We start from the raw sequence: 12,515 nt of genomic DNA on the forward strand, positions 1-12,515 counted from the left end.
TACCAGTGGCCCCACCAGCGGCCGCGGCGCGGCGGCCCGCGGGGAGCTATGGCGGCGGGCGTTCCGAGGGCGGTCGCTCCGGTAGCGGGAGCTACGGCGGCGGCCGTTCCGAGGGCGGTCGTTACGACGGCGGTCGCTCCGGGGACCGGCGTGACGACAGGCCCCGGCGTGACGACAGGCCGCAGGAGCGTCCGCGCCGTCCGCGCCCCGAGGAGCGCCGCTACGACGTGGGCCCCGACGCCGAGCGCACCCGCAGCGGCCCCACCAGCGGTCGTACCAGTGGCCCCACCAGCGGCCGCGGCGCGGCGGCCCGCGGTGGCGCCAAGGGCGGCCCCCGCAAGAGCTCCACGGCAGGCTCCGGCGGCCGCAGCAGCGGGCCCGCCCGCGGCCACGGGTACGCCCCCGCCCGCCCGCGTGAGCTCGACGCCAAGATCGAGGAGCGCAACCGGGAGCGGCACAACAAGCCGCAGGTGAAGACGCCCAAGACCTTCCCCGGCGCCGAGCAGGAGGGCGAGCGTCTGCAGAAGGTGCTGGCCCGTGCCGGCATGGGCTCGCGCCGTGCCTGCGAAGAGCTGATCGAGATGGCCCGCGTCGAGGTCAACGGCCGGATCGTCACCGAGCAGGGCCTGCGCGTCGACCCGGAGAAGGACGAGATCAAGGTCGACGGCCTGACGGTCGCCACCCAGTCGTACCTGTTCTTCGCGCTGAACAAGCCGGCCGGCGTCGTCTCCACCATGGAGGACCCGGACGGCCGCCAGTGCCTCGGCGACTACGTCACCAACCGTGAGACCCGCCTCTTCCACGTGGGCCGGCTCGACACGGAGACCGAGGGCATCATCCTGCTCACCAACCACGGCGAGCTCGCCCACCGGCTGACGCACCCCCGCTACGGCGTGCAGAAGACCTACCTGGCCGCCATCACGGGCCCGCTGCCGCGCGACATCGGCAAGCAGCTCAAGAGCGGCATCCAGCTGGAGGACGGCTGGGCGCGCGCGGACAACTTCCGCGTGATCCAGCAGACCGGCAAGAACTACCTCGTCGAGGTCACCCTCCACGAGGGCCGCAAGCACATCGTCCGCCGCATGCTCGCCGAGGCGGGCTTCCCGGTGGAGAAGCTGGTGCGCACCGCGTTCGGCCCCATCTCCCTGGGCGACCAGAAGTCGGGCTGGCTGCGCCGCCTGACCAACACCGAGGTCGGCATGCTGATGCGCGAGGTCGAGCTGTAGCAGCCGCTTCCGGGGGCTCCGCCCCCGGACCCCGGTCCTCGAACGCCGGACGAGCCGCTCTCAGCTCGTCCGGCGGACGCGTATGAGGAAGTCCTCCACCCGGGCCGTGTCCGGCTCCTCCGGCAGCGGCGTGCCCCGCAGCGCCTCCTCGCACTCCTCGAACAGTCGTGCCGTCCACGCCTCGACCCGGTCCCACGGCACCTCGCCGTGGCGCACGGCCAGGAAACGGTCCCGCTGAGTGCCGACGTCGAGCGTCAGCGCGCCCGTGCGCAGCAGATCGCGGCACGAGGTGAGCAGCCGCAGCATGTGCATGACGTGCTTCCAGCGCGGCGCCTCCTGGCGGAAGCGCCGGTACTGGGCCCTGGCGTAGCCGACGTGGCTCTGGTGGGCCCGGCGGGAGAGGAACGCCCCGCGCAGCTCCAGCAGCTCGAGCCCCGTCGCGTCCACGTGCTCGACCAGCGGGGAGTGGAGGATCTCCAGGGCGTTGGGGTTGCTCCGCAGGGCCAGCTCGCAGAAGCGCTCCAGCTCCCAGGAGAAGCGCTCCTCCTCCGGGCCCTCGACATGCGTGGGGGGCTTGTCGAAGCCCCAGAAGAGCGCCGTCGGCGCCACGAACACGCCGCGCCGGTCGGTGTCGCTGGCCTCCGTGGCCAGGCCGAAGGCCCGGGAACCCATGACGCAGGAGTAGATCGTGTGCTCGGTCACCAGGGCGTGGTGGGCCGGGGGAGGCGTGACGTGCATGCGGGTGATTGTCGTCGGCGCGCGGCCCGCCGTCACCCGGTCAACCCGCCCGTCGTCCGGGTCGAACCGAGGTCACGACCACACCGCCAGCCCCGTCGCCCGGCCCTCCTCGTCGCGCTGGATCTCCATCATCCCCTCGACCGCGTCACGTGTGATCCGGCCGAAGACGTGCGGGAAAAGGGTGCCGGGGGACACGCCCGGCGGCGGGGCGGGGTCGGCGGCCTCCCAGCGGACCATCACGTCCAGCTTGTGCTCGTCGATCAGCAGCACCATCAGCGGCCCCGGGACGTCGCGGTAGAACGCCGTCGCCACGGCCAGCGTGGTCTCCTCGTCGGGCGAGCAGTGGACGAAGCCCTCCTCGGAGAGGGAGGCGGGGGAGTAGGGGCGGTCGGGCACGGCCAGCCAGTCGTCCAGGGACACCACGTGATAGATCATGGACATCGTTCTACCCGACGGGACCGTCCCGATCATGCCGCCCCGGCCGCCCCACTAGGCTGTGGGGCGTGAGAACCGCCCTCGTCATCGGAACCGGACTGATCGGCACGTCCGCCGCCCTCGCCCTCGCGGGCCGCGGTGTGCGGGTGCACCTGATGGACCACGACCCCGCCCAGGCCCGTACGGCCGCGGCGCGCGGCGCCGGCACGGACCAGGCGCCCGACGGGCCCGTGGACCTCGCCATCGTGGCCGTGCCCCCCGCGCACGTCGCGGCGACCCTCGCCGAGGCGATCCGGGGCGGCCGCGCCCGCGGCTATCTCGACGTCGCCAGCGTCAAGGGCGGCCCGCGCCGCGAGCTGGAGGCGCTCGGCTGCGACCTCAGGGGCTATCTGGGCACCCACCCGATGGCCGGCCGGGAGCGCTCCGGGCCCATGGCAGCCACGGCCGACCTCTTCGAGGGCCGGCCCTGGGTGCTCACCCCGACCCATGAGACCGACACCGAGGTCCTCAACCTCGCCCTCGAGCTCGTCGCCCTGTGCCGGGCGGTGCCCGTGGTGATGGACGCCGACGCCCACGACCGGGCCGTCGCACTGGTCTCCCACACCCCGCAGCTGCTCTCCAGCATGGTCGCCGCCCGGCTGCGGGACGCCGACGAGACGGCCGTGCGGCTGTGCGGCCAGGGCATCCGCGACGTCACCCGGATCGCCGCCTCCGACCCCCGGATGTGGCTCGACATCCTCTCCGCGAACCCCGGCCCGGTGGCCGACGTCCTCGCGGGCGTCGCCGCCGACCTCGACGAGACCGTACGGGCGCTGCGCGCCCTGGAGTCCGCCGACGAGGACAAGCGCCAGGGCGGCGCGGCCGGCGTCGAGGACGTGCTGCGGCGCGGCAACGACGGCCGGGCCCGGGTGCCGGGCAAGCACGGCGCGGCCCCGGCCACGTACGAGACGGTGACCGTCCTCATCGGCGACCAGCCGGGCGAGCTGGCCCGGATCTTCTCGGACGCCGGCCGCGCGGGCGTCAACATCGAGGACGTCCGCATCGAGCACGCCACGGGCCAGCAGTCGGGTCTGATCCAGCTGATGGTCGAGCCGGCCGCCGCGACGGGCCTGGCCGCGACGCTGCGCGACCGGGGCTGGGCGATCCGCCAGTAGGGCCCGTACGGCCCCGGGGGCGTACGGCGGCGCGGGCCGGTCCGGCGAGCCAGTAACCTTGAGTGAGCCATCAAGGCGATCCGCCAGGAAACGCCCCGTGTACGAGGAAGGTGCCCTACACCGTGGAAACCGCCGCCCGGACCGCTCCGGCAGCAGTCGTCGTCGGCATCGACGGCCCCTCCGGCACGGGTAAGTCCAGCACCTCCAAGGCCGTGGCGGCCAAGCTGGGCCTGTGCTACCTGGACACCGGCGCCCAGTACCGGGCGATCACCTGGTGGATGCTGAGCAACGGCATCGATGTGAACGACCCGGCCGCCGTCGCGGACGCCGCGGGCAAGCCGGAGATCGTCTCCGGCACCGACCCGTCCGCACCCACGATCACGGTCGACGGCGCGGACGCCTCGGGTCCCATCCGCACCCAGGCGGTCACCTCGGCCGTCAGCGCGGTCAGCGCCGTGCCGGAGGTGCGCACCCGGATGACCGAGCTCCAGCGCGCCATCGCCGCCGAGGCGCCGTACGGCATCGTCGTCGAGGGCCGGGACATCGGCACCACCGTGCTCCCGGACGCCGACGTCAAGATCTTCCTCACCGCCTCCCCGGAGGCGCGTGCCGCCCGCCGCAGCGGTGAGCTCAAGGGCAAGGAGGCCGGCGACCTGGCCGCCACCCAGGCCGCCCTGGTCAAGCGGGACGCGGCCGACTCCGGCCGGAAGACCTCCCCGCTGGCCAAGGCCGCCGACGCCGTCGAGGTGGACACCACCGAGCTGACGCTGGAGCAGGTCGTCGAGTGTGTGATCACGCTGGTAGAGGAGAAGCGGTCGGCGTGACCTCGTCCTCCGGTGCCGCCGTCGGGCGGCGGATCGGCATCGGCCTGATGTACGGGCTGTGGAAGCCCAGGGTGCTGGGCGCCTGGCGGATGCCCGCCGACGGGCCCTGCATACTGGCCGTCAACCACACCCACAACATCGACGGCCCGATGATCATGGGCACCGCCCCCCGGCCCGTGCACTTCCTGATCAAGAAGGAAGCGTTCGTGGGCCCGCTCGGTCCCTTCCTGCGCGGCATCGGCCAGCTGGAGGTCGACCGCTCGGGCACCGACCGCACGGCCATCTCCGGCGCGCTGAAGGTCCTGGAGGACGGCGGCGTGCTGGGCATCTTCCCGGAGGGCACCCGGGGCGAGGGCGACTTCGCCTCGCTCCGCGCGGGCCTGGCCTACTTCGCCGTACGGTCGGGCGCGCCGATCGTGCCGGTGGCGGTACTGGGCAGTGGCGAGCGGAAGAGCCGGGCCGTGCCGGGGTTGCCGCCGCTGCGCGGCCGCGTCGACGTGGTCTTCGGAGACCCGTTCGAGGCCGGTGACGGCAGCGGCAGGCGCACGCGCAAGGCGCTGGACGAGGCGACCACGCGCATCCAGGAGCGCCTGGGCGCGCACCTGGCGGACGCCAAGCGGCTGACCGGCCGCTGACCGAGACTTGAAGTAGCGGGCCGTAAGGGTCCGCCGACGATACAGAAGAACGAGGAACGGACTTCATGGACGACCAGATCCACACCGGCGACGAGCACGGTGAGCTTGGCGACGCCGAGTACGCGGAGTTCATGGAGCTCGCGGCGCAGGAGGGCTTCGACGCCGAGGAGGTCGAGGGCGCCCTCGGCGAGGCCGGCCACGGCCCGCTGCCCGTGCTCGCCGTCGTCGGCCGCCCCAACGTCGGCAAGTCGACGCTGGTGAACCGCATCATCGGCCGCCGCGAGGCCGTGGTCGAGGACCGCCCCGGCGTCACCCGTGACCGCGTCACCTACGAGGCCGAGTGGGCCGGCCGCCGCTTCAAGGTCGTCGACACCGGCGGCTGGGAGCAGGACGTGCTCGGCATCGACGCGTCCGTCGCCGCCCAGGCGGAGTACGCGATCGAGGCCGCCGACGCCGTGGTCTTCGTGGTGGACTCCGCCGTCGGCGCCACCGACACCGACGAGGCCGTGGTCAAGCTGCTGCGCCGGGCCGGCAAGCCCGTCGTGCTGTGCGCCAACAAGGTCGACGGCCCCTCCGGCGAGGCCGACGCCGCCATGCTGTGGTCGCTGGGCCTGGGCGAGCCGATGCCCGTCTCCGCGCTCCACGGCCGCGGCACCGGCGACATGCTCGACGAGGTCCTCAAGGCGCTGCCCGAGGCCCCGGCCCAGACCTTCGGCGCCGCGCTCGGCGGTCCGCGCCGCATCGCGCTGATCGGCCGTCCGAACGTCGGCAAGTCCTCCCTGCTGAACAAGGTCGCGGGCGAGGAGCGGGTCGTCGTCAACGAGCTGGCCGGCACCACCCGTGACCCGGTCGACGAGCTGATCGAGCTGGGCGGCACCACCTGGAAGTTCGTGGACACCGCGGGCATCCGCAAGCGCGTCCACCTCCAGGAGGGCGCCGACTACTACGCCTCCCTGCGCACCGCCGCCGCGGTGGAGAAGGCCGAGGTCGCGGTCATCCTGATCGACGCCAGCGAGACCATCAGCGTCCAGGACCAGCGCATCATCACCATGGCCGTCGAGGCCGGCCGCGCCATGGTCATCGCCTTCAACAAGTGGGACACCCTCGACGAGGAGCGCCGCTACTACCTGGAGCGGGAGATCGAGACCGAGCTCCAGCAGATCGCCTGGGCGCCGCGGGTCAATGTCTCGGCGCGCACCGGCCGGCACATGGAGAAGCTCGTCCCGGCGATCGAGACCGCGCTGGCGGGCTGGGAGACCCGGATCCCCACCGGTCGGCTGAACGCCTTCCTCGGTGAGCTGGTGGCGGCCCACCCGCACCCGATCCGGGGCGGCAAGCAGCCGCGCATCCTGTTCGGTACGCAGGCGGGCACCAAGCCGCCGCGCTTCGTGCTCTTCGCCTCCGGCTTCCTGGAGGCCGGTTACCGCCGCTTCGTCGAGCGCCGACTGCGTGAGGAGTTCGGCTTCGAGGGCACGCCGATCCACATCTCGGTGCGCGTCCGCGAGAAGCGCGGCAAGAAGAAGTAACGCGGGGCACGCCGGGGCGGCTCGGGGCCCGGGGAGGAGTCAGAACCCCCGGCCGCGGCCGTCCCGCTGTCCCGGGGGCAGCGCGGGCAGCTGGCCGCCCCGCTGCCTTCCGTAGTACGAATCCCAGACCGCGTTGTACCCCGAGGGTGCGGGGTACGCGGCCGGGCCGGTGAGCTGACCGGCGTAGCCGTAGGTACCGCGGTGGCCGAAGGCCTTGAAGGTCAGCTCCTCCTCGCCGGAGCGGTCACCGGGCAGGGCCCGGAAGGCCCGCCGGTATTCGGAGCAGAGGGCGTCGAAGATCGGGGTGACCGAGGCGGGGTGACTCTCCGAGGAGGCGTCGCGGGGTGGCCGCATGCCGGGGATGTGGTTCGGGTACGAGGTCCGGGCGGGTTCGTATGAGTACACATCCCTGCCAACGACCTCAAGGCCCGTCGGATGCGGTCCACGCGGCGAATGGATGGCGGGGAGCATTCCGCCCGGGTGGACAACAGGGTAAAAGTCCTGGTTCGCCGAGGAGCGCGACTCCGGCTCGTCCGCCCCGTACCCGTTCACACGCCCCCCGTTCATGTGCCCGCGAGCGGCATGGCCGCCCCCACCAGACGCCCGTTCGCCGCGGCCCGGTCCAGTGCCTCCCGCAGCAGGTCCTCCCGGGGCTGGGCGCCGATCGTCCCCACCGGGGCGCAGTAGACCAGCACCTTGCGCGTCTTGTTGACGGCGGCCCGCCAGCCGTCGGCGACCTGCATCGCCTGGTGCGCCTGCCACCACGCCTGGGGCGCGCCACCGCCGGCCGGCGGCTGGAGGACCGCGTGCAGCCGGCCCATGGCGAGCAGCACCGACCAGCCCGGAAGCGGTGCCGGGGCCTGGCCGACATCGGTGACCGGGGCGAAGCCCTGCTCGGTGAGGAGCTCCAGGAAGACGTCCACCGGCCCGGTGGTGCCCGGGCGGGCGATCGGCCCCAGCGGCTCGACCACCAGCGCCGGCTGCACCTCGCCGCCGACCAGCACCAGCCCGCTCGTCACCCCGAGCTCGGCCTGGAGCGGCACCTCGCGCCGTACGCCGGTCACCCCGCTGCCCTCGGCCGCGATCGAGGCGACGGCGCCCTGGAGCTGCGCCTCGGAGACCGGGACGACCTGGGAAGGGATGCAGCTGGCGTGGGCGAAGGCCAGCACGGCCGTCTCCTCGCCGATGAACAGCACGGTGCTGGTGGGCACCTGGCCGGTGTGGCCGGGGGTACGGCAGGAGGTGCAGTCGTACACATCCGGGGCGTTCTCGCCGCCGAGCAGTCGCTCCGCCTCTTCGTCGCCGATCTCGGCACGTACCTCGTCGCTGACAGCGAGCATGCGCGGCACGGGGGCTCCTCGAAACCTGGTAGGTCGGTTGTTCTCGTCGCAGGGCGCGGTCGAGCCGGGTGGTTCCCGGTTCGTAAGGAGACAACGGATGATCCATGGCATGGGTCACGCTCCGGAAAAGTTCCCGGGCGCGGCTACCGATGGGGCAACGCTTACGGCACGACTTGGCGATCAAGGCCAACCCCCCGCCCCCTCCCACGGTCTAACCTCTCGGTAGAGGCGGGCCCGGGACGGATCCGCGGCTTACGGCGGCATGGGGACGAATGCGCATCTCATTCCTGATCCACAACGCGTACGGGATCGGCGGCACGATCCGGACCACCCACACCCTCGCCGGCACCCTCGCCGAGCAGCACGACGTGGAGATCGTCTCCGTCTTCCGGCACCGGGAGGAGCCCGTCTTCACCCCCGGTGGCAAGGTGCGGCTGCGGCACCTGGTGGACCTGCGCAGAGGAGGCCCCGGCTACGAGGGCGAGGACCCGGACCACCGGCGCCCCGCCGTCGTCTTCCCCGCCGCCGAGGGACGCCACGGGCAGTACAGCGTCCTGACGGACCGCCGGATCGCCGAGCATCTGCGCCGCCTGGACTGCGACGTGGTCGTCGGCACCCGGCCCGGCCTCAATGTCCACATCGCCCAGCAGGCCCGGCGCGGCCCGGTCCGCGTCGGCCAGGAGCACCTGACGCTCGGCACCCACTCCGCGCAGCTCAAGCGGGTGCTGCGGGCGCACTATCCGCGCCTCGACGCCGTCACCACCGTGACCGAGGCGGACGCGAGCGCCTACCGGCGGCTGATGCGGCTGCCCGGCGTGCGCGTCGAGGCGGTGCCCAACGGGGTGCCCGTCCCGGGGGTCGCGCCCGCCGACGGCGGCGGCAAATGGGTGATCGCGGCCGGGCGGCTGACCCCCGTCAAGCGCTACGACGTCCTCGTCCGCGCCTTCGCCCGGGTCGTGGCCGAGCGCCCCGACTGGCGGCTGCGGATCTACGGCGCCGGTGCCGAACGGGCCACGCTACGGGCACTGATCGAGAAGCTCGGCCTCTACAACCACGTCTACCTCATGGGCCCCGTGAGCCCCCTGGAGCCCGAGTGGGTCAAGGGGTCCATCGGCGCGGTCACCTCCAGCCTGGAGTCCTTCGGCATGACCATCGTCGAGGCGATGCGCTGCGGGCTGCCGGTGGTCGCCACCGACTGCCCGCACGGGCCCGGCGAGATCATCACCGATGGCGCGGACGGCCTGCTGGTGCCCGTCGGGAAGGCCGAGGCCATCGCCGCGGGGCTGCTGCGGCTGATCAACGACGACGAGCTGCGCCGGCGCATGGGCGCGGCGGCGCTGGTGAGTTCGGCGCGCTTCGACCCCGCGGCCGTCGCCGCCCGTTACGAGACCCTCTTCGCCGGCCTGCGCACGCGCGGCGGCCTCCGCGGCGGGCTGCACCGCACCCGGGGCGCCCTGCTCAGCACGGCCTTCCAGGCCAAGGACCGGGGCCGCTCCGCCCTGCGGAAGGTACGAGCCGCATGACGCCGAACCGGCCCACCGTGCCCGGGCGGGAGGGGGACCGCCCGTCCGCGGCGGCCGCCCCGCCGCCCCCGACCACCACCTCCGAGGAGTGCGTCAACGTGTCTGCCCCTCCCCTGGCCGCAGGCGCGGGGAACCCCAGTGCCGACTGCATCGCGGACTCCGCGGGCGGGCTCACCTTCGACCTCGACGCGCCCGGCCGTGCCGCCGACGCCCACTGGTCCGCCGCCCTCGTGCTGCGCCTGCGGGGCCGTGAGGAGGACGAGGAGGAGGTCCGGCTGCCGCTCACCCCCAACGGCGACGGCCGGCTGCGGGCCGTGCTGCCCAGCACCGTCGCCCTGCCCGAGGGGCGCTGGGACGTCCATCTGGCCTGCGGCGAGGGCACCCCGCGACGGCTGCTGCCCGGCCTCGCCGACCTGCGCTCCCTGGTCGACCGCCGGCCCGGCCCCAGCACCTCGCCGCTGGCCGTGCGCATCCCCTACGCCACCAAGCACGGCAACCTCTCGCTGCGCAGCTGGCAGCGCGCCCCGCACGCGGAGGCCGGGGACGTGCTCGTCGAACCCGGGGGCATAACCGTCCGGGGCACGCTCTACCGGGTGGAGGACCCCGGGGCCTGGCTGGCGGACGCGGTCGTGGAGGCCCGCCGCAGACGGGCGGAGCTGACCGTCACGGTCCCGCTCACCGCCGCCGGGGGACAGGACTTCACCTTCACTCTTCCCTTCGCCGGGCTGTGCGCGCCGTGGCGCGGCGGCCCCGAGGTGTGGGACCTGTGGCTGCGCGGACCGGAGGGGACCCCGGTCCGCCTGGCCCGCATCCTGGACGACGTCGCCGACAAGAAGCACGTCTTCGTCTACCCGGCGCGGGACGTGGCCGCCCCGTATGCCCCTGCCCAGGCGGGCCCGTACTACACCGTGGACAACGACCTTTCGGTGCGGATCGGCGAGCGGCCGGCGGCGGCCGGCCGGTAGCGGCCGGGCTCAGCCGGCGGACCCGGCCGCGGCGTGCGGCTGTTCCCGCTCGCCGCTCTCCGGGTGGTGGAGGTCGAAGGCCGGGGACTCGGAGCGGATGCGCGGGATGCTGGTGAAGTTGTGCCGGGGCGGCGGGCAGGAGGTCGCCCACTCCAGTGAGCGCCCGTACCCCCAGGGGTCGTCCATCTCGACCTTCTTCCCGTACCTGGCGGTCTTCCAGACGTTGTAGAAGAACGGCAGGTTGGACAGGCCCAGCAGGAACGCCCCGATCGAGGAGACGGTGTTGAGCGCGGTGAAGCCGTCGGCCGCCAGGTAGTCGGCGTAGCGGCGGGGCATCCCCTCGGCGCCCAGCCAGTGCTGGACGAGGAAGGTGAGGTGGAAGCCGGTGAAGAGGGTCCAGAAGTGGATCTTCCCCAGCCGCTCCTCCAGCATCTTCCCGGTGAGTTTGGGCCACCAGAAGTAGAAGCCGGCGAACGTCGCGAAGACGACCGTCCCGAAGACCACGTAGTGGAAGTGCGCCACGACGAAGTAGGTGTCGGTGACGTGGAAGTCCAGCGGCGGCGAGGCGAGGATCACCCCGGTCAGGCCGCCGAAGAGGAAGCTCACCAGGAAGCCCACCGCCCACAGCATGGGCGTCTCGAAGGACAGCGAGCCCTGCCACATCGTGCCGATCCAGTTGAAGAACTTCACCCCGGTCGGCACCGCGATCAGGAACGACAGCAACGAGAAGAACGGCAGCAGCACCGCGCCGGTCGCGAACATGTGGTGGGCCCAGACCACCACCGACAGGGCCGTGATGGCCATCGTGGCGCCGATCAGCATCACATAGCCGAAGATCGGCTTGCGGGAGAACACCGGGATGATCTCGGTGATGATGCCGAAGAACGGCAGCGCGATGATGTAGACCTCGGGGTGGCCGAAGAACCAGAACAGATGCTGCCACAGCAGCGCTCCGCCCCACTGGGGCTCGAAGACCAGGGCCCCGAACCGCCGGTCCGCCTCCAGGCTGAGCAGCGCCGCCGCCAGCACGGGGAAGGCGAGCAGGACGAGGATCGAGGTGAAGAGCACGTTCCAGGTGAAGACCGGCATCCGGAACATCGTCATCCCGGGGGCGCGCATCCCGATGATGGTGGTCAGGAAGTTCACCGCGCCGAGGATGGTGCCGAAGCCGGCGAGCGCCAGCCCCATGATCCACATGTCGCCGCCCAGGCCCGGGGAGCGGGCCCCGCTGTTCAGCGGGGCGTAGGCGGTCCAGCCGAACGAGGCGCCGCCCTCGGGCATCAGCAGGCTGGAGACCACGATGATGCCGCCGAAGAGGTAGAGCCAGTAGGCGAACATGTTGAGCCGGGGGAAGGCCACGTCCGGCGAGCCGATCTGGAGCGGCATGATCGCGTTGGCGAAGCCGGCGAAGGCCGGGGTGGCGAACAGCAGCAGCATGATCGTGCCATGCGCGGTGAACGCCTCGTTGAACTGCTCGTTGCTCATGAACTGGAGCCCGGGGCGGGCCAGCTCGGCGCGCATCAGCATGGCGAGCAGCCCGCCGATGAGGAAGAAGCCGAACGATGTGATCAGGTAGAGGTTCCCGATCTTCTTGTGGTCGGTGGTCGTCAGCCAGTCCACGATGATCCGGCCGGGGCTGCGCTGCCCGGCTGGCCCGGCCGGTCCGGCCGCGGCGGCCTGCGCGGTGTCGGTCCCCATCCGTGCCCCCTCGCTTGTGGTGCTGTCGGATACGCGTGTGTCCTCGCGGGCACCCGCCATGATGCTCCCGCGGCGCGGCGCGCGCGAGGGTGCCTCGCCGACGGGGCGTTCCGGAACATGGAATTCCGAGGGTCTCCGTGCCGATAGGCCCGGGCCTCCGCCAATTCCCGTGGATCAATGCCGGGGACGGGGTGCGGCCCGGGAATTCGGTGGGGCTCCGGGGGAGTTGCCGGAGGGTCTTCCGGGAAGGTGTGGTGAATTCACCGGCGAGTTTTTGTGGAGGCGTCGCGAGGGAAAAGGAACACCCCGTGGGGGTGAGGGAATTCGGCGCAAACCCCCTCGGGGTCACTGTGACAGAAGTGTGACCAGTGGCGGACCGGGCGGTGCGGGGAGGCTGGGCGACGGCCCGTCCGGCCGCCTACGGTGGCTGCCATGACTGCCCTCCCCGGAC

The 12,515-nt window shown here is 72.7% G+C and carries 12 protein-coding genes; 7 read left to right on the forward strand and 5 right to left on the reverse strand.

Annotated elements, in window-relative coordinates; translation table 11 throughout:
* The first annotated feature begins 5 nt into the window (after nt 1–5).
* Nucleotides 6–1,226, forward strand: coding sequence for a pseudouridine synthase (locus K6I33_RS22090; RefSeq protein ID WP_229355741.1), 1,221 nt, complete (start codon nt 6–8; stop codon nt 1,224–1,226).
* Nucleotides 1,227–1,286: 60 nt separating this feature from the next.
* On the opposite strand, the gene K6I33_RS22095 is transcribed toward K6I33_RS22090, so the two are convergent.
* Both K6I33_RS22095 and K6I33_RS22100 read right to left on the reverse strand, forming a co-directional pair.
* Nucleotides 1,287–1,964, reverse strand: a complete 678-nt coding sequence (locus K6I33_RS22095; RefSeq protein ID WP_229355713.1) for a DNA polymerase beta superfamily protein — start codon at nt 1,962–1,964, stop codon at nt 1,287–1,289.
* A 72-nt stretch (nt 1,965–2,036) separates the two neighbouring features.
* On the reverse strand, nt 2,037–2,399 hold the full coding sequence (locus K6I33_RS22100; RefSeq protein ID WP_229355715.1) for a DUF952 domain-containing protein: 363 nt from the start codon (nt 2,397–2,399) through the stop codon (nt 2,037–2,039).
* 68 nt (nt 2,400–2,467) lie between these two features.
* Here K6I33_RS22100 and K6I33_RS22105 point away from each other — a divergent pair, with 68 nt between their 5' ends.
* The 4 genes from K6I33_RS22105 (at nt 2,468) to der (ending at nt 6,538) form a co-directional block, all read left to right on the forward strand.
* A complete protein-coding gene (locus K6I33_RS22105; protein ID WP_229355718.1) occupies nt 2,468–3,553 on the forward strand; it encodes a prephenate dehydrogenase in 1,086 nt (361 codons plus the stop codon).
* 122 nt (nt 3,554–3,675) lie between these two features.
* Complete coding sequence (gene cmk, locus K6I33_RS22110; protein WP_374285583.1) at nt 3,676–4,377, forward strand: (d)CMP kinase; 702 nt, start codon at nt 3,676–3,678, stop codon at nt 4,375–4,377.
* Between the two features lie 47 nt (nt 4,378–4,424).
* Entirely contained in the window at nt 4,425–5,012 is a 588-nt protein-coding gene (locus tag K6I33_RS22115) for a 1-acyl-sn-glycerol-3-phosphate acyltransferase (protein WP_229355743.1), read from the forward strand.
* Nucleotides 5,013–5,077: 65 nt separating this feature from the next.
* Nucleotides 5,078–6,538, forward strand: coding sequence for a ribosome biogenesis GTPase Der (gene der, locus K6I33_RS22120; RefSeq protein WP_229355729.1), 1,461 nt, complete (start codon nt 5,078–5,080; stop codon nt 6,536–6,538).
* Nucleotides 6,539–6,577: 39 nt separating this feature from the next.
* On the opposite strand, the gene K6I33_RS22125 is transcribed toward der, so the two are convergent.
* Entirely contained in the window at nt 6,578–6,892 is a 315-nt protein-coding gene (locus K6I33_RS22125) for a hypothetical protein (protein ID WP_229355731.1), read from the reverse strand.
* Nucleotides 6,893–7,101: 209 nt separating this feature from the next.
* Complete coding sequence (locus K6I33_RS22130; RefSeq protein WP_229355733.1) at nt 7,102–7,887, reverse strand: hypothetical protein; 786 nt, start codon at nt 7,885–7,887, stop codon at nt 7,102–7,104.
* A 263-nt stretch (nt 7,888–8,150) separates the two neighbouring features.
* Here K6I33_RS22130 and K6I33_RS22135 point away from each other — a divergent pair, with 263 nt between their 5' ends.
* Together K6I33_RS22135 and K6I33_RS22140 are read left to right on the forward strand one after the other, a co-directional pair.
* Nucleotides 8,151–9,401, forward strand: coding sequence for a glycosyltransferase family 4 protein (locus tag K6I33_RS22135; RefSeq protein ID WP_229355735.1), 1,251 nt, complete (start codon nt 8,151–8,153; stop codon nt 9,399–9,401).
* Nucleotides 9,398–10,366, forward strand: coding sequence for a FixH family protein (locus K6I33_RS22140; protein WP_229355737.1), 969 nt, complete (start codon nt 9,398–9,400; stop codon nt 10,364–10,366). Before K6I33_RS22135 ends, K6I33_RS22140 begins: the two co-directional genes overlap by 4 nt.
* A 9-nt stretch (nt 10,367–10,375) precedes the next feature.
* On the opposite strand, the gene ctaD is transcribed toward K6I33_RS22140, so the two are convergent.
* Entirely contained in the window at nt 10,376–12,064 is a 1,689-nt protein-coding gene (gene ctaD, locus K6I33_RS22145) for a cytochrome c oxidase subunit I (RefSeq protein ID WP_229355739.1), read from the reverse strand.
* Between the last annotated feature and the right edge of the window lie 451 nt (nt 12,065–12,515).

Origin of the sequence: Streptomyces sp. UNOB3_S3, assembly GCF_020740895.1 — a bacterium.
GTDB lineage: Bacteria > Actinomycetota > Actinomycetes > Streptomycetales > Streptomycetaceae > Streptomyces.